19 protein-coding genes are annotated in these 21,262 nt (G+C 68.4%); 10 read left to right on the forward strand and 9 right to left on the reverse strand.

Annotated features, from left to right (window positions below; all coding sequences use genetic code 11):
- Positions 1-26 precede the first annotated feature (26 nt).
- From gtdA to HWX87_RS00525, 8 genes are all read left to right on the forward strand, one after another.
- Positions 27-1,070 (forward strand): gentisate 1,2-dioxygenase, encoded by a 1,044-nt coding sequence (gene gtdA, locus HWX87_RS00490; RefSeq protein ID WP_176045145.1) that lies wholly within the window; start codon positions 27-29, stop codon positions 1,068-1,070.
- An 81-nt stretch (positions 1,071-1,151) separates the two neighbouring features.
- Positions 1,152-1,850 (forward strand): fumarylacetoacetate hydrolase family protein, encoded by a 699-nt coding sequence (locus tag HWX87_RS00495; RefSeq protein ID WP_176045146.1) that lies wholly within the window; start codon positions 1,152-1,154, stop codon positions 1,848-1,850.
- Between the two features lie 24 nt (positions 1,851-1,874).
- Positions 1,875-2,516 (forward strand): maleylacetoacetate isomerase, encoded by a 642-nt coding sequence (gene maiA, locus HWX87_RS00500; RefSeq protein ID WP_176045147.1) that lies wholly within the window; start codon positions 1,875-1,877, stop codon positions 2,514-2,516.
- 21 nt (positions 2,517-2,537) lie between these two features.
- On the forward strand, positions 2,538-3,746 hold the full coding sequence (locus HWX87_RS00505) for a 3-hydroxybenzoate 6-monooxygenase (RefSeq protein ID WP_176045148.1): 1,209 nt from the start codon (positions 2,538-2,540) through the stop codon (positions 3,744-3,746).
- Positions 3,747-3,827: 81 nt separating this feature from the next.
- Positions 3,828-5,189, forward strand: a complete 1,362-nt coding sequence (locus tag HWX87_RS00510) for an aromatic acid/H+ symport family MFS transporter (RefSeq protein WP_176045149.1) — start codon at positions 3,828-3,830, stop codon at positions 5,187-5,189.
- Between the two features lie 97 nt (positions 5,190-5,286).
- Positions 5,287-5,637 carry a metalloregulator ArsR/SmtB family transcription factor gene (locus HWX87_RS00515; RefSeq protein ID WP_176045150.1) on the forward strand — a complete coding sequence of 117 codons (351 nt, stop codon included), beginning with the start codon at positions 5,287-5,289 and terminating at the stop codon, positions 5,635-5,637.
- Positions 5,627-6,061, forward strand: a complete 435-nt coding sequence (locus HWX87_RS00520) for a YeeE/YedE family protein (protein ID WP_176045151.1) — start codon at positions 5,627-5,629, stop codon at positions 6,059-6,061. The genes HWX87_RS00515 and HWX87_RS00520 overlap by 11 nt, the downstream gene beginning before the upstream one ends.
- Position 6,062: 1 nt before the next feature.
- On the forward strand, positions 6,063-6,485 hold the full coding sequence (locus tag HWX87_RS00525) for a DUF6691 family protein (RefSeq protein WP_176045152.1): 423 nt from the start codon (positions 6,063-6,065) through the stop codon (positions 6,483-6,485).
- 129 nt (positions 6,486-6,614) lie between these two features.
- Here HWX87_RS00525 and HWX87_RS00530 read toward each other — a convergent pair whose 3' ends face one another.
- Positions 6,615-6,965: a hypothetical protein gene (locus HWX87_RS00530; RefSeq protein ID WP_176045153.1), complete on the reverse strand. Its 351-nt coding sequence runs from the start codon at positions 6,963-6,965 to the stop codon at positions 6,615-6,617.
- 202 nt (positions 6,966-7,167) lie between these two features.
- Between HWX87_RS00530 and HWX87_RS00535 the strand changes: the two genes are divergently transcribed.
- Entirely contained in the window at positions 7,168-8,652 is a 1,485-nt protein-coding gene (locus HWX87_RS00535; RefSeq protein WP_176045154.1) for a PLP-dependent aminotransferase family protein, read from the forward strand.
- Between the two features lie 81 nt (positions 8,653-8,733).
- Here the strand turns inward: HWX87_RS00535 and HWX87_RS00540 are convergent, their stop codons facing one another.
- From HWX87_RS00540 to HWX87_RS00550, 3 genes are all read right to left on the reverse strand, one after another.
- Positions 8,734-9,009 carry a hypothetical protein gene (locus HWX87_RS00540; protein ID WP_176045155.1) on the reverse strand — a complete coding sequence of 92 codons (276 nt, stop codon included), beginning with the start codon at positions 9,007-9,009 and terminating at the stop codon, positions 8,734-8,736.
- 97 nt (positions 9,010-9,106) lie between these two features.
- Entirely contained in the window at positions 9,107-10,501 is a 1,395-nt protein-coding gene (locus HWX87_RS00545) for a cytochrome c peroxidase (protein ID WP_176045156.1), read from the reverse strand.
- Positions 10,498-11,961, reverse strand: coding sequence for a metallophosphoesterase (locus HWX87_RS00550; RefSeq protein WP_176045157.1), 1,464 nt, complete (start codon positions 11,959-11,961; stop codon positions 10,498-10,500). Before HWX87_RS00550 ends, HWX87_RS00545 begins: the two co-directional genes overlap by 4 nt.
- Before the next feature lie 173 nt (positions 11,962-12,134).
- Between HWX87_RS00550 and HWX87_RS00555 the strand changes: the two genes are divergently transcribed.
- Positions 12,135-12,983, forward strand: coding sequence for a class I SAM-dependent methyltransferase (locus HWX87_RS00555; protein ID WP_176045158.1), 849 nt, complete (start codon positions 12,135-12,137; stop codon positions 12,981-12,983).
- A gap of 95 nt (positions 12,984-13,078) precedes the next feature.
- Here HWX87_RS00555 and HWX87_RS00560 read toward each other — a convergent pair whose 3' ends face one another.
- From HWX87_RS00560 to HWX87_RS00580, 5 genes are all read right to left on the reverse strand, one after another.
- Positions 13,079-13,390, reverse strand: coding sequence for a hypothetical protein (locus HWX87_RS00560; RefSeq protein ID WP_176045159.1), 312 nt, complete (start codon positions 13,388-13,390; stop codon positions 13,079-13,081).
- Positions 13,391-13,451: 61 nt separating this feature from the next.
- Positions 13,452-15,473, reverse strand: a complete 2,022-nt coding sequence (locus HWX87_RS00565) for a BCCT family transporter (protein WP_176045160.1) — start codon at positions 15,471-15,473, stop codon at positions 13,452-13,454.
- A 308-nt stretch (positions 15,474-15,781) separates the two neighbouring features.
- Entirely contained in the window at positions 15,782-16,969 is a 1,188-nt protein-coding gene (locus tag HWX87_RS00570; protein WP_176045161.1) for a porin, read from the reverse strand.
- Between the two features lie 107 nt (positions 16,970-17,076).
- Positions 17,077-19,497: a glycoside hydrolase family 31 protein gene (locus HWX87_RS00575; protein ID WP_176045162.1), complete on the reverse strand. Its 2,421-nt coding sequence runs from the start codon at positions 19,495-19,497 to the stop codon at positions 17,077-17,079.
- 27 nt (positions 19,498-19,524) lie between these two features.
- On the reverse strand, positions 19,525-20,796 hold the full coding sequence (locus HWX87_RS00580; protein ID WP_176045163.1) for an MFS transporter: 1,272 nt from the start codon (positions 20,794-20,796) through the stop codon (positions 19,525-19,527).
- Between the last annotated feature and the right edge of the window lie 466 nt (positions 20,797-21,262).

Here is a 21,262-nt window from a genome sequence, read left to right on the forward strand (position 1 = left end):
CGATCGGCCGCCTTCAAGGAGACATCATGACGACCCAACCGGACGCGTCGCGCGCCGCCTACTACGCACGGATCGCCGAGCAGCGCCTGGCGCCGCTGTGGGAATCGCTGCACAACCTCGTGCCGAAATCCCCGCAGCCGGCCGCGCAAGCCGCGATCTGGAAATATGCGCAGGTGCGCGACCTCGTGATGCAGGCCGGCAGCGTGATCAGCGCGGAAGAAGCCGTGCGCCGTGTGCTGGTGCTGGAGAACCCGGGGCTGCCCGGCAAGTCGAGCATGACGCCGAGCCTGTATGCGGGGCTGCAGTTGATCCTGCCGGGCGAGATCGCGCCGAGCCATCGGCATACGCAGTCGGCGCTGCGCTTCATCGTCGAAGGGCGCGGCGCATGGACGGCCGTGAACGGCGAGCGCACGACGATGCATCCGGGTGACTTCATCATCACGCCGTCGTGGGCGTGGCATGACCACGGCAATCCGTCGGTGGACGAGGGCGGCGAGCCGGTCGTATGGCTCGACGGGCTCGACATTCCGCTCGTCGCGAACCTCGACGCGGGCTTCGCGGAGAACTACCCGGAAGCCGTGCAGCCCGTGAATCGCGCGGAAGGCGACAGCCTCGCGCGCTTCGGTCACAACATGGTGCCGGTGCGGCATCGCGTGAGCGATCCGACGTCGCCGGTGTTCAGCTATCCGTATGCCCGCACCCGCGAGGCGCTCGACGCGCTGTACCGGAACGGCGAGCTCGATGCGTGGGACGGCGTGAAGCTGCGCTACGTGAACCCCGCGACGGGCGGCTGGCCGATGCCCACCATCGCGACCTTCATGCAGTTCCTGCCTGCCGGCTTCGACGGCCGCACGTATCGCAGCACCGACGCGACGATCTACTGCGTCGTCGAAGGTTCCGGCACCGCATTTGTCGGCGGCAACGCATTCGCGTTCGAGCCGCACGACATCTTCGTCGCGCCGTCGTGGGCGCCGGTGCGGCTGTCGGCGTCGTCCGACAGCGTGCTGTTCAGCTATTCCGACCGGCCCGTGCTGTCCGCGCTGAACCTGCTGCGCGAAGCGCGCGACTGACGCCGGCGCGTTCAACGATCCGTTTTCCGTGCGCCGCCGTGGCGGCGCACCCCTTCATTCATGCCTACGCTGGAGCCGTTCATGACTTTCGTTTTCCTGCCCGAAGCGCCCGTGGCGCTGCCCGTCGCCGGCAGCGACGCCCGATTTGCAGTCCGCCGCGTCTATTGCGTCGGCCGCAACTACGCGGCCCATGCACGCGAAATGGGCTTCGATCCCGATCGCGAGCCGCCGTTCTTCTTCTGTAAGCCGGCCGATTCGATCGTGCCGGTCGCGTACGGCGAAACGCTCGATCTCGCGTATCCGTCGCAGACGCAGAACTATCACTACGAAGCCGAACTCGTCGCGGTGATCGGCAAGGGTGGGTCGGACATTCCGCTCGAGCACGCACTCGACCATGTGTGGGGCTATGCAGTCGGCCTCGACATGACGCGCCGCGACCTGCAGATGAAGATGCGCGAAATGGGCCGGCCGTGGGAGATCGGCAAGGCGTTCGACCGCTCGGCGCCGATCGGGCCCGTGCATCCGGCAAGCGACGCCGGTCATTTCGAGCAGGGCGGCCTGTGGCTGACCGTCAACGGCGCGACGAAGCAGAAGAGCGACGTGTCGCACCTGATCTGGTCGGTTGCGGAAACGGTGGCCGACCTGTCGAAGTTCTTCCGCCTCGAACCGGGCGACGTGATCTTCACGGGTACGCCGGAGGGCGTTGGCGCGGTGGTGGCGGGCGACGTGATGAAGGTCGGCGTCGAGCGTCTCGGCGAACTGACCGTGCGCGTGGTCTGACGCATTTTCCCGAAAGGTTACATCGTGCAACTGCATAGCTTCTTCAACAGTTCGACATCCTACCGGGTGCGTATCGCGCTCGCGCTGAAAGGGCTGCCGTACGACACGCTGCCCGTGAACATCCGCACCGGCGAGCATCGCGACGCCGCTTACGTCGCGCAGGTGAACCCGTCGGCGGCGGTGCCGGCGCTGGTCGACGGCGATTTCCGTCTCGGCCAGTCGCTCGCGATCCTCGATTACCTCGACCAGATTCATCCGGAACCGCGGCTGATTCCGCTCGAGCCGCGCCGTCGGGCGCGCGTACTGGAACTGGCCGCGTTGGTCGCGTGCGACATCCATCCGGTCAACAACCTGCGCGTGCTGCGCTATCTCGACAGCGAGCTGAAGGTCACGCCGCAGCAGAAGACCGCGTGGTACCGGCACTGGATCGCGGAAGGGATGGCCGGCGTCGAGCGGCTGCTCGCCCGTGCGGACGCGGGCCCGTGGTGCTTCGGCGACACGCCGACGCTCGCCGACGTGTGCCTCGTGCCGCAGGTCGCGAACGCGTTGCGGATGGGGTGTGACCTGAGCGCGTATCCGCGCAGCCTCGCGGTGGCCGAACACGCACGGCACGAGCCGGCTTTCGAGACCGCGCAACCGCATCGGCAACCGGATTACGTCGCGTAACACGAAGCAGGAGACAGAGAGATGAGCGAGACACACAACAACGGCCGACGCGTACTCGTGATCGGCGGCGGTATCGGCGGGCTCGCGGCGGCGCTGGCGCTCGCGCGCCAGGGCATCCGCGTGAAGCTGCTCGAACAGGCCGAGCAGATCGGCGAGATCGGTGCGGGAATCCAGCTCGCGGCGAACGCATTCAACGCGCTCGACGCGCTGGGTGTCGGCGAGGCGGCACGCGGCCGCGCAGTATTCACCGACTGGCTGCAACTGATGGATGCGATCGATGCGCGTGCGGTTGCGCGCATCGATACGGGTGCCGCGTACCGCGAGCGCTTCGGCAATCCGTATGCGGTGATCCATCGCGCGGACATCCATCTTTCGATCTACGAGGCGGTCAAGGATCATCCGCTGATCGAGTTCCGGACGAGCACGCAGGTGTGCGGTTTCGAGCAGGACGGCAACGGCGTAACCGTGATCGACCAGCATGGCGAACGCTATCGCGCCGATGCGGTGATCGGCTGCGACGGCGTGAAGTCCGCGATCCGTCACGCGCTGATCGGCGATGCGCATCGCGTGACAGGCCACGTCGTGTATCGCGCGGTGGTCGACGTCGACAACATGCCGAAGGATCTGCAGATCAATGCGCCCGTCGTGTGGGCCGGCCCGCATTGCCATCTCGTTCACTATCCGCTGCGCGGCGGGCGGCAGTACAACCTCGTCGTCACGTTCCACAGCCGCGAGCAGGAGACGTGGGGCGTGCGCGAGGGCAGCAAGGAAGAAGTGCTGTCGTACTTCGACGGCATTCATCCGCTGCCGAAGCAGATGCTCGACCGGCCGACGTCGTGGAAGCGCTGGGCGACCGCCGACCGCGATCCGGTCGAACGCTGGAGCGCGGGTCGTGCGACGGTGCTCGGCGACGCCGCGCATCCGATGACGCAATACATCGCGCAGGGCGCATGCCAGGCGCTCGAGGACGCGGTGACGCTCGGCGCTGCCGTCGCACAGGCCGACGGCGATTTCGAGGCCGCGTTCGCGCTCTACGAGCGCGTGCGGATTCCGCGTACTGCGCGGGTGCTGTATTCGGCGCGGGAAATGGGGCGGATCTATCACGCGAAAGGCGTCGAGCGGCAGGTGCGCAACGGGCTCTGGGTCGGCCGCACGCAGGCGCAGTTCTACGACGCGCTCGACTGGCTGCACGGCTGGCGCGCGGAGGATTGCCTGAAGACGGTCGCATAACGCATCCGTTCAGCCCGAATCCGGCGGCGCGCATTTCAACGACAGACGACGCGCGACCGCCTTCCTGGAGGAGACACCATCATGGCCGATACGCTGTCCATCGACGTCAGCGAATGGATCGACCGGCATTGCGTGGCGCCGTTTCAGGCCGCGATCGTCGTTCTGTGCTTTCTGATCGTCGCGATCGACGGGTTCGATACCGCATCGATCGGTTTCGTCGCACCCGTCATCCGCGCGGAATGGGGCTTGTCACCGGTGCAGCTGGCGCCGGTGTTCGGCGCGGGGCTTGCCGGGCTGATGGCCGGCGCGCTCGTGTTCGGGCCGTTCGGCGACCGGTTCGGCCGCAAGCGCCTGCTGCTCGCGTGCGTGGCGTGCTTCGGCATCGCGAGCGCCGCGTCGGCGAGCGCGGGCGGCCCGACCGCGCTGATCGTGTGGCGCTTCGTGACCGGGCTCGGGCTCGGCGGCGCGATGCCGAACGCGATCACGCTGACGTCCGAGTACTGTCCGGCGCGCCGCCGCTCGCTGCTGGTGACGACGATGTTCTGCGGCTTCACGATCGGTTCCGCGCTCGGCGGGCTCGCCGCCGCGTCGCTGATCGAGCATCACGGCTGGCGCTCGGTGCTCGTGGTCGGCGGCGCCGCGCCGCTGCTGCTCCTGCCGGTGCTCGCGTGGCGGCTGCCGGAATCGGTGCGCTATCTCGTCAGCCGGAACGCGCCTTCCGCGCGGATCGCGGCGATGCTCGGCCGCATTGCACCGGATCCGCACCTCGCGCACGCGTCGTTCGTCGCGCAGGGCGGCAAACCGGCCGGGTCGCCGCTCGGCCGGCTGTTCGATGCCGACCTGCTGCGCGGCACGCTGCTGCTGTGGCTGACGTTCTTCATGAGCCTGCTCGTCATCTACCTGCTGTCGAGCTGGCTGCCGACGCTGTTGCGCACGACCGGCGCGACGCTGCAGACGGCCGCGCGCGTGACCGCGATGTTCCAGGTCGGCGGCACGCTCGGCGCGATTGTCCTCGGCTGGCTGATGGACCGCTTCGACCCGCATCGCGTACTGGCCTGCAGCTACGCGGCGGCCGGCATCTTCGTCGCGGCGATCGGCGTGTTGGCCACGTCGCCGTGGGGCGCCGCGCTTGCCGTGTTCGCGGCCGGTTTCTGCGTATCGGGTTCGCAGGTTGGCGCGAATGCGCTGTCGGCCGCGTTCTATCCGACCGCATGCCGGACCACGGGCGTGAGTTGGGCGAACGGGATCGGCCGTGGCGGTTCGGTCGTCGGATCGATGGCAGGCGGCGCGATGCTGGCGATGGGCGTGCCGCTGTCGACCGCGTTTGCCGTCGTGGCGGCGCCATGCGTGATTGCGGCGATCGCGGTGCTGGTGCTCGGCATGGTGCGCGCCGAAGCGGCGCGGGTGTCGGGCGTCGACGGGGTTGCGGGCGAGCAGGCCTGAGCGAAGGCGGGCGGCAAGGGCGTCGGTGCGCGCGCGACGGGATGCAACATTATATTCATTGATATAATATTGTTTCTTTAATCGAAGCCATGCCCTGATGAACGACGCTCTTCCCGCCGGGCTACCCGAGCCCGATCAGATGCGCGCCGCCGTCGAATCGGCTTGCGCGCTCCTCAAGGTGTTGTCGAATCCCGACCGGCTGCTGCTGCTGTGCGAACTGTCGCAGGGCGAGCGCTGCGTCAGCGATCTCGAAACACGGCTGGACATCCGCCAGCCGACACTGTCGCAGCAGCTCGGCGTGTTGCGGGACAACGCGCTGGTCCGCACGCGTCGCGACGGCAAGAACATCCACTATTCGCTCGACAGCCCGGCCGCGATCGCGGTGATGGGTGTGCTGTATGAACAGTTCTGCGGCCCGGCCGCGAAGGGGAAGCGCGATGCAGCTTGATGCGCTTCATTTCACGCCGTGGCTGTCGCTGGCCGGCGGCGTGCTGATCGGGCTCGCGGCCGCGTGGCTCGTCGCGTTCAACGGCCGGATTGCCGGCATCAGCGGCATCGTCGGCGGGCTGTTGACGGCAGGGGCGGGCGAGCGCGACTGGCGCATCGCGTTCGTCGGCGGAATGATCGCTGCGCCGGTCGTGATGCGCGTCGCCGGAACCGGTCTGACGCCGCAGGTCGACGCGAGCTGGCTCGAATTGCTGGCGGCCGGCCTGCTGGTCGGGATCGGCACGCGGTACGCGGGCGGCTGCACAAGCGGCCACGGCGTGTGCGGGATGTCGCGCGGTGCGCTGCGTTCGGTGGTCGCGACGGCGACCTTCATGGTCGCGGGCTTCGTGACCGTCTTCGTCCGGTTGCACGTGCTGGGAGGCTGACATGCAGGCAGGATTCGCGTTTCTGGCCGGGCTGCTGTTCGGCGTCGGCCTCATCGTGTCCGGCATGGCCGATCCGCAGAAGGTGCTCGGCTTTCTCGACCTGGCCGGCCGCTGGGATCCGTCGCTCGCATTCGTGATGGCCGGCGCGACGGGCGTGGCCGCGTTCGCGTTCGCGTGGGCGAAGCGCCGGACGCGGTCGTGGCTCGGCCTGCCGATCCGGTTGCCGGCGTTGCGGGCGATCACCGTGCGCCTGGTCGCAGGCAGTGCGGTGTTCGGCATCGGCTGGGGGATTGCCGGGTTCTGTCCGGGGCCCGCGATCGTGTCGATCGGCTTCGGGTCGGTCAAGGGGATCGCGTTCGTCGTCGCGATGCTGGCCGGGATGGCGATTTTCGAATGGGTCGAGCGTCGCCGGAACGCGCCGTGATGTGGCGGCCGCCGCATGCCCGGCAGGTTGCGGCGGTCGTAAGGATGCCCGGAGCCGAGCGCGTCCGTCAGCCGGCTGCGATGATGGGCGGCCTGCCAGGCGCGTGTCGCGACGTGGCAAGTTGCGATATCAGGAGTGCTCGCGCACGTGACGGCCACCGCGCACCCGCCCGGACAGCCGGCGCAGGATTCCACGCCACGCCGCGAGCAGACCTCGCCGGCTCGAAGGCTCCACGACCGTCGTACTGACCGCGCCAGCCCCGTCGGCCGACAACGCCACGTGGCCGGCCGTGTCGAACGTCAGACACTCGCCTTCGTCGAGCACGCGACGAATGTATTGCGGTGCATCGGGCAGCCAGTCGAGCCCGCCGTGACGCAACGTGACCGCGAGCGCACCGTCCAGCACGATCACCTGGCAGCCCTTGTCGAACCACGCAAAGTGACTTTGCCCGGCGTCGAGCCGGATGTGTTGCGTCCGCATGGCGATTCCTTTTCCCGGTTGCGCGGCCTCGCGATGGCGAGGCGATTACGTGCAGTCAGGTTAGGGAAACAGGTGCGGGCACGACAGATTCAGGGGACGGGAATCTGTTGCGATGCAGGCGACGATTTCGGATTGCTGTATCGGTGGGTTTTCCCCGGATCTGTATCTGGCGTGCGCTGGGCCGCGCGGGCACGATCGTCCGATGACGCCTTTCATCGACGGACCCCGCACGCCATTGCCGCTGGACGGCGAGCCGCTTTACGAGCGGCTCGCCGAGCATTACCGCCGCATCATCGCGGCCGGCACGCTGTCGCCCGGCGACCGGATGCCGTCGGTGCGTGCGTTCATGGCGCAGCACGGTGTGAGCCTGTCGACCGCAACGCAGACGTTCCGGCGGCTCGAGGATACGGGCTGGTGCGAGGCGAAGCCGCGTTCGGGCTACTTCGTGCGGCGCCGTGCGGCGGCCGCGCTCGCCACGCTGCCGGAAAGCGACGGGCCGCCGTTGCGCGTCGAGCCGCCGTTCGCGGGCCTGCATGAACGCGTGTCGCGCGTGATCGATCGCGCGAACGCAGTGATTGACGCGTTGAATCTCGGCGGCGCGTCTGCACTCGCCACGCTGTACCCGGCCGAGCGCCTGCAGGCGCTGGCGATCCGGCTGCTGCGGCGCAAGCCCACTTTGCTGACCGATGCGGGGCCTGTCGGCGGTTCGCCTGAATTCCGGCAGACGATGGCCAAACGCGCGCTGTCATATGGCGTGACGGTGACGCCGGACGACGTGATGTCGACGAGCGGCGGCGTCGATGCCGTGAATCTCGCATTGCGCGCGGTGGCGCGCCCCGGCGACACGATCGCGATCGAATCGCCGGCTTTCTTCGGCCTGATCCAGTTGCTCGAAAGCCTTGGCCTGCGTGCGCTCGAAATCCCGGCGAGCCCGACGACCGGGCTATCGATCGAGGCGCTCGAAGTGGCGCTGACCGCGTATCCGGACATTCGGGCCGTGGTCGTCGTGCCGAACCTGCAGAACCCGCTCGGCTGCGTGATGCCCGACGATCGCAAGGCCGCGCTCGTCGCGCTGTGCTCGCGCCACGGCGTGGCCGTGATCGAGGACGAGCCGTATCGCGAGCTCGTCGAAGGGCCGCTGACGGTCAAGCCGGTCAAGGCGTGGGACCGCGACGGCACGGTGATCTACTGTCCGTCGTTCAACAAGGTGCTGGCTCCCGGAATGCGGCTCGGCTGGATGAGTGCGGGGCGCTGGCATGCGCGCGTGAGGATGCTGAAGTTCGCGCACAGCCGACACAACGCCGCGCTGTTGCAGGCCGTGGCGGCCGAATTCGTCGGCTCGGGTGCGTTCGACCGTCATCTGCATCGGTTTCGTGAGCAATTGCGCGTGCAGCGTGACGTGACGATCGACGCGATCGCGCGACATTTCCCGGCCGGCACGCGGATGAACCAGCCATCGGGCGGAATGCTGCTGTGGATCGCGTTGCCGGATGGCGTGCGCTCCGAAGCGCTGTTCGATGCCGCGCTGGCGCAGCGGATCAGGATCGCGCCCGGTTCGATCTTCTCGAATACCGACCGCTTCGACGGCTATATCCGGCTGGCCTGCACGCGCGTGTTCGATGCGGCGCACGAAGCGGCGTTCGAAACGCTCGGCCGCCTCGTACGGGAAGCCACGGCGGCAGCGTAAGCGCAGCGGCAGCTGGCCGGACTGGCGAATACGCGAGCGCGCCGGCTTGCCCAGACGCCGCAGTGGCAAGCCGCCGCCATTTCATCGGCTGGCCGAGCACGTGGCGAGGTGCTGGCGGATCAGCGACAGGTAACGATCACCCACCGAGAAATCGCGTGCGGCGCGCGGCCGGTCGGCCTGGCGCAGCGTGGCCGGTGCGCTCATGCCCAGGTACCGGCATACGGCGGACGGGAAGGGCTTGCGCGTATGCCCGAGCTGGCGAGCCGCACGCTCGACGCGGGCATCGCCGACCTGGGCGCGAAGCCACGCCAGCACTTGGCGATCGGCTTCGTTGACGATACGGACCAGATGTTCCATCGCGCACCTCACTGTTCATAAATACAGTACTGTAAATATAACCAGTGTTTGCGGCGACCGCAAGCGGGTGCGCGTGCGATTGGCCATCCGGCCAGGGTCAAGGCGCCGGCGCGGCGGTTCGCGTGATCCGGGCAGCGGGGGCAACGGGCGCCGCGGGCGCTGCGACCCCCGTATAGCGCGCGTCGGTCAGCGTGCCGAGGAACGCGACGATGTCGTCGATTTCCGCGTCGGTCAGCGCGGGCGGCGTACCGGGCCGGCGATTCATCGGCGTCGAGTTGACGTTGATGTTGCCGCGGTAGGCGGCCGGCACGTCGTCGAACGTCTTCGCGCCGTGATACCAGAAGCCGGGATCGGTCGAGCGCGTGTTGTAGAACGCGACCGCGTCGCGCAGCGTCGAGAACACGCCGTTGTGCATGAACGTCTGCTTGAGCGCGACGTTGCGCAGCCCCGGCGTGCGCAGGTAGCCGCACCATTGCGTCGGCTCGGGCCAGCGCAGCCGACGCGCGGTGTCGCACAACCCGTTGTCGAAATGGCGCGGATCGCGGTTCGCCGGCAGCGCGCGGTTGCGCGGCACCGCGATCGCGTCGTAGCCGAAATCGGTGAACAGCGAGCGCTCCGGACGGCTCGATGTGTCCGACAGCGTATGGCAGGTCATGCAGTTGCCCTTGTCCGGATTCCGGAACAGCGCGAGGCCGCGCATCTCGGCCGGCGCCAGCGGCTTGCGTGTACGCAGGAACGCGTCGAAGCGCGACGTGAACGGCGCCATCTCGTCGCTTTGCAGATAGGCCTCGACGGCCGAACCCAGCGCGCGCACCAGTTGCTCCGGATCGCGCCGCACCGGCGCGCCGAAGCGCGCGGCGAGATCGGGCGCGAGTTCGGTCGCGTTGACCTTGCGCAGCAGTGCGGCCGGCGACCGGTTGTTCATCTCGTTCGGATCGAACAGCGGCCCGCGAATCTGCTCTGCGAGCGTATCCGCGCGGCCGTCGCTGAACAGACCGCCGAACGGCGACGGCGCCGGCGCGTCGTCGTCCTGGTAGAAATGGCGGCGAGGCACGTAGCGCACATAGAGCAGCGACGGTGCGTTGCGCTGGCTGAAGCGCCCGGGCCGGCTGCCCTCCGGCACGCCGGGGCCGGCGAGCGAGGCGGCCGACAACGTCGGCGCGAATGCGCGGCCCGGATCGTGGCAGCCCGCGCACGACATGCCGCGCGGCTCGGACAGCCGCGGGTCGAAGAAGATCCGGCGGCCGAGCGCGACGAGCGTCGGATCGGGCGCGAAGCGTGCGGTGGCCGCATCGATCTTGCCCGTCACTTGCGGCGTGCCGTTGCCGATCGAGTCGACGACGCGCGACGGCGGCGCACCGGGGAGCAGCACCGTTTCGGCCGGCGCGGCGTGGGCCGCGAGCGTCACGCCGGCAAGCAGGGTGACGGCAAGCGTGTGCAGCGTTTGCCGGCCGCGCAACCCGCGGCCGTCACATCGGACTTCTTCACTCACGGCGCGATGAACCCCGTCTTGTCGCAGGCGAGCGTCGTGCCCGACTGGTCACACGACGCGAGCAGCTTGCCTGCCGCCGAATACGCATGGAACACCCAGCCCGTCGCGGGTGCTGCGCGGCGCTCCATGATCAGGAAACCGAAGCTGTTGTTGTGCGACAGCCGCTCGATCACGGCGCCCGGCGCGGGCGTCAGGCCGGCCGGGAACGGGTCGGGCAGCGCGACGTCGAGGTTGTCGCCGCCGTTGCCGGACACGATCGTCGCCGGGTGTCCGGACGAGAAGTTGATCGCCTGGAAGTCGTGGACGTGGCCGTGCAGCGCGACGTGCACGCCCGGCGGGTAGTACGCCTGCGCGTTGAGGCTCGACATCACCGACTGCAGCGCGAGGTTGCCGGGCGCGGGCGTGCTGCCGGCGATCGGCGCGAACGCGAGGATCGGGTGGTGGTTCGTGAAGATCGTCGTCGTCATGCCGGCCTTCGACGCGAGCGATGCGACCGTCTGGAACTGCTTCTGGTAGATGCCGAATTGCGCGTCGGTCGTCTTGAGCGGCGTACGGCCGACCTTCGCGGTATCGAACACGATCACCTGCGAGCCGCCGCCGAGCGACACCGCATAGGGTTCCGAATAGTTCGCGTTGTTGTCGTTGGCCGGATCGTCGCACGAGCGCGCCGCCGAATACGGACGCGGATCGAGGAAGCGGAACCAGCCCTGGCCCGCGCGCGCGCATTCCTCGTGGTTGCCGCGCACGACGACCCACGGCGCCTTCGCGAGCAACGGCGCGGCCGGGCGGAACAGGTCGGCCTGCCACGTGTCCCAGCCGTAGCCCCACGGGCTGTCCTTGCAGCCGGCGATGTCGGGCGGGCACGCGTTCTCGCGATAGTGGTAGTCGCCGATGTGCAGCACCAGATCGGGCGACAGTTTCGCGACGCTGGCCGCGATCGTGTCGAGCGGCCAGACCGTCGCGTCGTTGCACGCCTGCCACGCGTTGTCGGCCTTTTTCATCCGGCAACCGGTGTCGGCGATGATCGCGATGCGCTGCGGCTGCGCTTTCGGCAGCGGCAGCGTGCGGCCTGCGACGCTCGCGGCCTGCGCGCCCGCCGGCAGCGTCGTTTCGCAGACGGAGACCGGAAAGCTCGACGGTTTCGAATCGGCCGGATCGCTGGCGGTCGGCCGCTGGGCCAGCGTCGCGGCGCCCGCGCGCAGCGCCATGCGCGACACCTTGCCGTCGACGGTCAGCTGCGGGCACAGCGGGTCGCTGGCCGACGCGGGCGTGTAGTTCGTGATCACGCGCGCGATCGCCTGGTTCGTATCGCCGATCTCGACCCATGCGGCCTGGACGTTGACCGACGCGCTGGCCGGATCGTCCGGCGTATCGATGTGATTCGAGCACGCGGACAACGCGGCGAGGGCAAGCAAGGGGGCGCAGCGTACGAGCAGGGCGCGCGTGAGGAGTCGTCGCATGGGAGGCACCGTAGGAAAGTCGTCAACGATACGCAGCGCGAATGTAAGAAATGTGAAAAAAACGGGGCGCGACGAGGTGCTCGCTTGTCGGCGGGCGCCGGAGGGCTTGACCTCAAGCCGGCTTGAAGCGGCACAGTCCGGTTCATCATCCATGAATCAGAAGGGGATCGCCAATGGAAACCAACCGGCCCAACGAAGCGCAGTCCGCGCTGTGGAATGGTCCGTCGGGGCGCGCGTGGGTCGATGCGCAGGCGCCGATGGACCGGATGTTCGAACCGTTCGAGACGCTGCTCGCCGACGCGGCGGCCGAGTCGTCCGCGCGCAGCGTGCTCGACGTCGGCTGCGGCACCGGCGCGGTCACGCTCGCGATCGCGCGGCGGCTCGGCGCGAACGGGCACTGCACGGGCATCGATATTTCGGCGCGCATGATCGACGCCGCGCGGGCACGTGCCGAACGCAGTGGCGTGCAGGCCGGATTCGTGCGCGCGGACGTACAGACGCATGCGTTCGAGCCCGCGAGCGTCGACCTGATCGTGTCGCGTCTCGGCGTGATGTTTTTCGACGATCCGGTCCGGGCGTTCACGAACCTGCGGCGTGCGGCGCGGCCGGACGCGCAGATGCGGTTCGTCGCGTGGCGCAGTGCGGCCGACAACCCGTTCATGACGACGGCCGAGCGGGCTGTCGCGCCATTGCTGCCGAACTTGCCCGCCCGGCAGCCCGGCGCGCCGGGCCAGTTCGCGTTCGGCGACCGGCAGCGGATCGTGTCGGTGTTGTCTGGCAGCGGCTGGGCCGACATTGCGATCGAGCCGGTCGACAAACCGTGCGTGCTGCCCGAGCCCGCGCTGGAGGACTACATCGCGCGGCTGGGCCCGGTCGGGCTTGCGCTGCTGGAGACGGATGACGCGACGCGGCGGCGCGTGGTCGACACGGCGCGTGCCGCGTTCGAGCGTTACGTGCACGGCGCCGAGGTGCGCTTCGATGCAGCGTGCTGGCTCGTGACGGCGCGCGCGCCGTCCGTGTAATAGGGTGACGATAAAACGGCGCATCGGCGCCGGCGTGGTCCGCTTGCGCGGCGTTGTTCACACCCGGGGAAACCGCGCCGCGTGATGCAAGCGCGTCAGTGTTTCCTCGCGCGCAGCATCAGCCACGCGCAACCGCCGGCCACCAGGGCGAGGCCGAGCAGGACGGCCTCGACGCCAAGCGCGAAACCGGGCGGCATTTCACCGGTGTCCGGCACGGGCGACAGGTTGCCGCCCATTGCGATTGCGCCGCCCGACAGCAGCGCCATGCAGACGATCCAGTAGATCTTGCCGCGCGGCGCCGCGGCGCGGATCCGCCACAGCGCGATGCCGGCGCCGCCGAGATACAGCAGCGCGAGTGTGCCGAGCGCGACGAGATCGGCGGAGCGGCTTTGCAGGAGCGCATTCATCGCGACGCTCCGTCAGGCGTGGCGGACGGGTGTGGTGCAACGACGCGTGCCGCGTACGTGCTCATTCGGCCTCCGTTGCATGTCCCGGTGCGCGGCTCAGCAGATGGGTCCGTTTGTCGGCCGCGAGCGACACGTAGCGTTCGTACTGGCGCAGCACGTCGGCGATTACCTCGTCGCCGCGCAGGTATTCGACGTCGTAGCCGAGCCGGCCGTCTTCGAAGAACGTGACGATCCCGTACACGTGCTCGCGCGCCGCATCGGGCTCGGCCGCCTCGCGCACGAGGAACGCAGCCGCGGATTTCGCCGTCACGCGCACGCCGTACACGAAATCGCGATGCTCGGCGGTCGGCACGGTGAGCCGCACCGCATCGTCGCTGTCGCGCTGCACGAGCGCATCGACACCGCTCGCGCGCAATTCGCCGCTAACCTTGCGCAGCGCCGGCTCGACGGTCTCCGCAACGAACTGGCGCGCCTCGGCCTCGGTCGTCTGCCGCAGGATGTGCGTCAGGCGGTGGCGCCAGTGCTGGCCGGTCCAGAAGCTCGTCGCGGGTGCGACGTCCTGCGAATAGTGCGCGCGGTCGGCCGCCAGTCCGCGCCATAGCCCGTAGCACAGCGCGAGCATGATGATCGCGACCGGCAGCGCGGCGATCAGCGTCATCGCCTGCAGCGCGCCGAGCCCGCCTGCGACGAGCAGCACCGCGGCCGTCACGCCGAGCAGCGCGGCCCAGAACAGCCGCTGCCACACGGGCGAGTGCGCGTTGCCGCGCGTCGCGATCTGGTCGATCACGAACGCGCCCGAATCGGCGGACGTGACGAAGAACACCGCGATCAGCACGATCGCGACGATCGACAGCAGTTGCGAAAACGGCAGGAAATCGAAGAAGCGGAACAGCAGCGCGTCGACATTGGTGGCGGTCTGCGCGAGCGCGCCGGCCGCGCCATGCGTATCGAGCCAGATCGCGCTGTTGCCGAATACGGTCATCCACACGAGGTTGAACGCGGTCGGCACGAGCAGCACGCCGATCACGAACTGTCGGATCGTGCGGCCGCGCGAAATGCGCGCGATGAACATGCCGACGAACGGCGACCACGATACCCACCACGCCCAGTAAAGGATCGTCCAGCCGCCGAACCAGCCTTCCTCGCGCGGCGGCGCATACGCATAGGTGCGGAACGACAGCTCGACGAGATGCGACAGATACTGGCCGATGTTGTCGCCGAGCGCGCGGAACAGGAACAGCGTCGGGCCGGCGACGACCACGAAGGCGAGCAGCAGGAACGCGAGCAGCAGGTTCAGCTCGGACAGCCGGCGCACGCCCTTGTCGAGGCCGGTCGCGGCCGACACGCCCGCGAGGATCACGACGACCGCGACGAGCCCGATGCGGAACACGTTGCTGCCGGTGTCCCAGCCGCCGACCGTATGCAGGCCCGCGCTCAGCTGCATCACGCCGTAGCCGAGCGTCGTCGCGATGCCGGCGACCGTGCCGACCAGCGCGAACGCGTCGACGGTGTGGCCGATCCAGCCGTTGATGCGCTCGCGCAGCACCGGATACAGCCCCGAGCGCAGTGTCAGCGGCAGGTTGTAGCGAAAGCCGAAGTACGCGAGCACGAGCCCCATCAGCCCGTAGATCGCCCACGCATGGAAGCCCCAGTGGAAGAAGGTCATCAGCATCGCTTCGCGCGCGGCGGCGGGCGTGCCGGGGTCGACGGTCGGCGGCTTCAGGAAATGCTGCATCGGCTCGCCGACGCCGAAGTACATGAGGCCGATGCCCATGCCGGCCGCGAACAGCATGGCCGTCCACGATACGAAGCTGAATTCGGGTTCGGCGTCGTCGGGGCCGAGGCGGATGTTGCCGAAGTCGCTGGCGGCGATCAGCACGAGAAACACGAGGAAGCCGGTGACGGCGAGCACGTAGAACCAGTCGAAGCGTGCGATGACCCATTGCTGGCCGGCGGAGAACAGCGCGCCGGCTTCGCTCGGGCGCAGCGCGCACACGACGAGCAGCGCGCCGATCACGGCGAGCGCCGGCAGGACGACCTGCGGCTTGAACGTCGTGCGGGGCGAGGGACGGGAATCTGGCATGGCGGGCATCCAGTTGTGGGCGCAACGAGGCGCAACGCCGCCCGGCGCGCACGTCGCGCGTCGGACCCTGATACGGCGTGCGTCGAGTGTACCGCGGTGTCAGGACTGCAAGAAGGGGCATGCAGAAGGGATGAACCTGACGAATTGTAAGGTATCGGAGCGATCGGGCAAACCCGCGCGGTTCGCGCGGCAGGCGGACGGGACAGAGAGAACGGCGCGGCGACAGCCCATCGGGCGCCCGGACGGCGCATGCGGAACGCGCATCGTCCGGGGCGGCGGCAGCGCGCCGAAGGCGCTGCCGGGGAGGTTCAGAACGTGACGGCGATGCCGGCCATGCCGACGAACTGGCCGTGCGTGGTCGACGGCGTGAGCTGCTGCGAATCGCCGACGATCGGCGCCGCGTCGACGATGTGGCCGGCGCCTTGCGCGCCGAGCGTCTGGCCGCTCGAATGCGTGTAGGCCTGCAGCGCATAGAGCGTCGTCCGTTTCGACAGGCTGTACGACTCTTTCAGCGAGTACTGCTGGTAGCGGGCCGCGTTCGCGACGCCGTTCGCCTTCGACGCGAGCGTGTACGCGAACGCGCCGGCCACCGAGAACGTCGGCGTGAAGCGGTACGCGGCGAGTGCGCCGTAGGTATTGAACACGGCCGTATCGGTGAACGCGGAGCCGTTGCCGGGCAGGTACTTCACGTTCGAGTAGTTGACGCCCATCGTCAGGTCGCCGAGCGTGTAGTTGCCGGCCGCCGCGACCTGCTCGACGGCCTTCGCGGTCAGGTAGCCCTGGTTCAGCACGGACACCGCGAAGCTGCCCGACGATGCGGTGGCCGGGTTCAGGAAGCCGGCGGACGAACCCGAGCTGTTGATCCGCAGGTAGCCGGCCGCGATCCCGATCGGCCCGTTCGCGTAGCGCAGCGCGGCGCTGAACGTGTTGCCCTTGCCGGTCGCGCCGGCGATGCCGCCGAATGCGTACATCGCGCTCGCGGTCAGCCCCGCGAAGGTCGGCGACGTATAGGTGACCGAGTTGTTCACGCGGATCGTCGTGTCGAGGCCGTCGATGTCGCCCGGATGCGCGCCGGTCGCGCCGGTCAGCCAACTGCTCGATGCATACGGGCCGACGAACAGGAAGTAGGGCGTGTACTGGCGGCCGGCCGTCAACGTGCCGTAGTGATCGTTGCGCAGGCCGACGAACGCCTGGCGGTTGAAGATCGTGCCGGCGGCGGCCTGCGCGCCGGTATTCAGGTTGAAGCCGGACTGCAGGTCGAAGATCGCGTGCGTGCCGCCGCCGAGATCCTCGTCGCCGCGCAGCCCGAATTTCGACGCATACAGGTTGCCGTCGCGCATGTAGATGTTCGAGTGACCCTGCTGGTTGTTCACGTACGCGATCGAATCGTCGACGACGCCGTACAGCGTCACGCTGCTCTGCGCGTGGGCGGCGGTCGAGCCGAGCGAGGCGGCCGATAAAATCAGGATTGCATAACGGTTGACGGGTGCTTTCATTGTCGATCTCCAGATCTCTTCATCTTTTCAACGGGGGCGGGAGGCTGGGGCGCCTCCTCTGTGGCGGGCGGCGGGCCGCGCGAACGGCCCGCCCGATCGGGCTTGCTTCAGTGGTCGAGCGCGACGACGATGCGGCGCCATGCACCGTCCGGCGCGTCCTGCTCGATGCGCGCGCCGCGCACGGCGACCGCGCCTTGCAGCGATGCGGGCAGCAGGATCTCGACGCGCTCGGCCGGGCGGCCCGGGCGGCCGTCCCAGCGGACCGACACGCCGAGCACGCCCGACGCCTCGCGGCTGGTTTCGATGCGCCACAGTCCGTATTCGCCGTCGCGCCACGCTTCCGTTTCGCCGTCGTCCTCGACGCATTCGCCGTACGCGACGCCGTCCTCGATGCGCGGCGCGACGAGGAAGCCGCGCGTGTCGGCGCGCGCGCCGAAATGCTGTGCCGCGACGTTCAGCGGCAGCACGCGACCTTCGCGCAGCAGCATCACCGGCGTGTCGAGCGGTGCGGGCAGCGTCACGCTTGCGCCGCCGGCGAACGCCTGCGCGCTCGCGCAGCACATCCAGCGCGCGCCCGCGGGCAGATAGACCGGGCGCTCCGTCTGGCCGGGATCGACGACCGGCGCGACCAGCAGCGCGTCGCCGAGCATCATGTCGTCGCATGCGTCGTAGCAGCGCGCATCGCCGGGGAAATCGGCGAAGGTCGGCCGCAGCACGGGCTCGTAGCGCGTCGTCGACAGCCACAGCAGGTGGTAGAGGTAAGGCAGCAGCCGGTAGCGCTGCTTGATCAGCGACGCGATCTGCGCGGTGATCTCCGGATACATCCACGGCTCGTTGACGGTGCCGTCGTCGTTCCACGAATGGATGCTGAAGCGCGGCATGAAGATGCCGAACTGCACCCAGCGCAGCAGCAGCTCGGGCGACGGCGCGGGGCCGGAGAAGCCGCCGATGTCGTGGCCGATGTTCGACACGCCCGACAGCGCGAGCCCGAGCCCCATCTTCAGGTTGTAGCGCAGCGTTTCCCACGACGTATAGTTGTCGCCGGACCAGGTCTGCACGTAACGCTGCATGCCGGCGCCGCCGGAGCGCGACACGAGGAACGGCCGCTGCGCCGGCGCATGCGCGCGCTGCGCTTCGCGCGACGCGCGCATCATTAGCATCGTCTGCAGCACCTTCGCCTCGCGCGCCGGGAACGGCTGGCCGAAGCCGTGTGCGATCGCGTCGGGCGACCAGATCTCGTATTCGTTGTTGTCGTTCCAGGTCGATTCGATTCCGTAGTCGAGCAGCGCCGACGTGACCTGCTCGCGCCACCAGCGGTACGCGTCCGGCTGCGTGAAGTCGAGGTACGCGCCGACCTCGTCCCAGAACTGTACCCACGCGGGTTCGCCGGACGCCGAGCGGATCAGCAGGCCGCGCTGCGCGGCATCGTCGAACGCGGGATGATCGCGCAGCAGGCACGGCTTGATGTTCGCGCACAGGCGGATGCCGTGATCGCGGTAGTGCCGCGCGAAGCCCTTCGCGTCGGGGAACTTGTCGCGGTTCCAGTTGAACACGTAGCGCTTCGCGCCGATCGACGTATAGCCCGACGACAGGTGGAACGAATCGCACAGGATGTCGTGCGCGTCGCACTGCTCGACGAACCGGTTCATCTGCTGCTGTGCGTCCGGCGCGTCGGTATAGCTCATCGTCGAGCCCGAATAGCCGAGCCCCCATTTCGGCGTGCGCGCGGGGCGCCCGGTGAGCCACGTGAAGCGCCGCGCGGCCGCGAGCGGCGTGTCGGGCGATGCGATGAAGTAGTAGTCGAGATCGCCGTGCTCGGCGACGAAATAGCGATACGGGCCGTGATAGTTGTCGAGTTCGCGGCCCATGTCGAACGAGCAGTCCGACAGCGTGTCGTAGAACAGCCCGAAGCCCTGGCACGTGTCGGGCGACCACGTGATGTAGAACGGGATGTGCTTGTACAGCGGGTCGGTATGTTTCGCGCTGTAGCCCATCGCGTCGATATTGCGCATCTCGAAGCGCGCGCCCGTGCGGTCGAGTTCGCCCGCGCGTTCGCCGAGGCCGAACACCTTGTCGCCGCGCTCGCGGGCAACGTAGTGATAGGCGCGGTCATCCCACCAGCCGAAGTTGTATGCCTGCGTCGAGCGGTCGGCGAGCGCGACGCGCCACGCACCGTTCGCGCCGCGCATCGACCACGTGCAATGGCCGCCTTGCCAGCGCACGGCGAGCCGGATCTGCCCGGTTTCGATGTGCAGGCCGTCGTCGTCTTCGGCGAGTGAAAAGGCGGGCAGCGCGAAGCCGTCGAGGTCGAGGCGGTCGCGCCCGTCGAGCGGCACGTCGTCGAGGCCCGGCGCGATCGTCCACGTGCGCGGGTTGCGCGCCGTCGCGTCGGGCAGCACGCGAACGCGCACGATGTCGTCCTCGAGCACGAAGATCTCGATGGTGGCGCCGGCATCGGACGCGAGCAGCACGCGGTTCGCGTGCTTGCCGGCAACGTGGAACACGGGCGGATGAAGAAGCGAAGTCATGGATGCGATTCCTGGTGAAGGCAGTTGTCAGGCGTGCCGTGCGAGCAGGCGTTCCTGCTTCGACTGCCCGCGGATCAGCACCGCGAGCAGCGTGACGCCGATGATGTCGAACAGGCCGAGGCACGCGAACAGCGGCGCATAGCCGATCTTGTCGGCGAGTGCGCCGACCAGCAGCGAGAAACCGAGGCCGCCGATCCACGCGGCCATCCCGGCGAAGCCGCTCGCCGTGCCGACTTCCTCGGGATCGAACACGTCGGCCGACAGCGTGTTGACGAGCGCGGAGATCATCTGGTGCGCGAAGCCGCCGACGCAGAACAGCGCGATGGCCGTGTACGGCGACGACACGAGGCCGATCATCGCGGGCCCGAGCATCAGCACCGCGCCGAGCGCGACGCCGGCGACGCGCGACCACACCAGCGGCAGCTTGTAGCGTTTCGCGAGATACGGCGACAGGTAGCCGCCCGCGATGCCGCCGGCATCGGCCGCCAGAAACGGCATCCACGCGAAGATCGCGATCTGCGTGAGCGGCATGTGCCGCTCGGTCGCGAGGTACAGCGGAATCCAGAAGCTGAAGGTTTGCCACGCGGGCTCCGCGAAGAAGCGCGGCAGCGCGATGGCCCAGAAGCGCCGCGCGGTGACGACGTCGCGGATGCGGCGCTTCGACACGGGCGGCATCGTGGCCTGGCCGTCGCGGATCAGCGCGCGCTCCTGCGGCGTGATGCGCGGATGATCGGCCGGCGACCGGTATTGCGTGTACCAGAGCGCGGCCCACACGAAGCCGAGTGCGCCGGTGGCCATGAACGCGGCCTGCCAGCCGAACCGCATCGACAGGAACACGACGAGCGGCGGCGCGATTGCGGCACCGAGCGACGTGCCTGCGTTGAAGTAGCCGACCGCGACGGACTTCTCGCGATCGGGGAACCATTCGGCGACGGCCTTCATCCCCGACGGAATCGCGGCGGCCTCGAACAGCCCGAGAAAACCGCGCAGGACGCCGAGCGACAGCCAGCCCGACGCGAAGCCGTGCGCGACGCCGACCACCGACCACAGCATCGCGAACAGCGCGAACCCGAGCCGCAGCCCGATCAGGTCGACGACGAACCCGCACACCGGCTGCATGATCGTGTAGCCGATCTGGAACGCGCCGACGATGTACGAATACTGCTGCGTCGAGATCGAGAACACCTGCTTCAGCTCGGGCGCGAGCACCGCGAGGGAATTCCGTGCGAGGTAGTTGAGGATCGTGCCGAGACACACGAGCACGATGATCCACCAGCGCAACGCCTTGACTGTCTTCACTGCTGTCTCCTGTCAGGCAGGGCAGGCGTGCGGCGCCTGCCCGATCCATGAGGGCCATCCGTCGGGATGGCTCGTTTGGTTGTATTCGTACGATGTCCGATCTTGATGTGCGCCGGTTTTCCCGGTTTATATCGAAATCACGGCGTTCGAGCGAACATTCCGTCGTCATTAAATCGCTATGTTATCTGACGACTGATCATTTTCGAACATCCTATGTTCGAATTCGAATCCGGTCAACGTGAATCTGCATTCGAACGAACTTGCTCGGGGTTTTCCCGATGGGCGGGTGATGGGGTATCGGCGGCGAGCGCCGGCGGTCGCGTGCCAAAGGCCCGTGCGGCGGGCCTGAGCGATCGTTGCGCGGCGCCCGGACCCGGAAGAGGGCGTGACAACCCTGATGAAAATTTATTTCTTTCCGGGATACAGATTGTGTAAATTGATTTTCATCATCCTTGCAACGACCCTT

The organism is Burkholderia sp. BCC1644 (assembly GCF_902833225.1).
Taxonomy (GTDB): Bacteria; Pseudomonadota; Gammaproteobacteria; order Burkholderiales; family Burkholderiaceae; genus Burkholderia.

Coding starts and splice junctions, on each gene's coding strand:
- HWX87_RS00555 (WP_176045158.1), top strand. CDS start 12,135: ATGGAAACCAACCGGCCCAACGAAGCGCAGTCCGCGCTGTGGAATGGT.
- HWX87_RS00495 (WP_176045146.1), top strand. CDS start 1,152: ATGACTTTCGTTTTCCTGCCCGAAGCGCCCGTGGCGCTGCCCGTCGCC.
- HWX87_RS00550 (WP_176045157.1), bottom strand. CDS start 11,961: ATGCGACGACTCCTCACGCGCGCCCTGCTCGTACGCTGCGCCCCCTTG.
- HWX87_RS00520 (WP_176045151.1), top strand. CDS start 5,627: ATGCAGCTTGATGCGCTTCATTTCACGCCGTGGCTGTCGCTGGCCGGC.
- gtdA (WP_176045145.1), top strand. CDS start 27: ATGACGACCCAACCGGACGCGTCGCGCGCCGCCTACTACGCACGGATC.
- HWX87_RS00535 (WP_176045154.1), top strand. CDS start 7,168: ATGACGCCTTTCATCGACGGACCCCGCACGCCATTGCCGCTGGACGGC.
- HWX87_RS00515 (WP_176045150.1), top strand. CDS start 5,287: ATGAACGACGCTCTTCCCGCCGGGCTACCCGAGCCCGATCAGATGCGC.
- HWX87_RS00575 (WP_176045162.1), bottom strand. CDS start 19,497: ATGACTTCGCTTCTTCATCCGCCCGTGTTCCACGTTGCCGGCAAGCAC.
- HWX87_RS00570 (WP_176045161.1), bottom strand. CDS start 16,969: ATGAAAGCACCCGTCAACCGTTATGCAATCCTGATTTTATCGGCCGCC.
- HWX87_RS00530 (WP_176045153.1), bottom strand. CDS start 6,965: ATGCGGACGCAACACATCCGGCTCGACGCCGGGCAAAGTCACTTTGCG.
- HWX87_RS00510 (WP_176045149.1), top strand. CDS start 3,828: ATGGCCGATACGCTGTCCATCGACGTCAGCGAATGGATCGACCGGCAT.
- HWX87_RS00560 (WP_176045159.1), bottom strand. CDS start 13,390: ATGAATGCGCTCCTGCAAAGCCGCTCCGCCGATCTCGTCGCGCTCGGC.
- HWX87_RS00565 (WP_176045160.1), bottom strand. CDS start 15,473: ATGCCAGATTCCCGTCCCTCGCCCCGCACGACGTTCAAGCCGCAGGTC.
- HWX87_RS00525 (WP_176045152.1), top strand. CDS start 6,063: ATGCAGGCAGGATTCGCGTTTCTGGCCGGGCTGCTGTTCGGCGTCGGC.
- HWX87_RS00505 (WP_176045148.1), top strand. CDS start 2,538: ATGAGCGAGACACACAACAACGGCCGACGCGTACTCGTGATCGGCGGC.
- HWX87_RS00540 (WP_176045155.1), bottom strand. CDS start 9,009: ATGGAACATCTGGTCCGTATCGTCAACGAAGCCGATCGCCAAGTGCTG.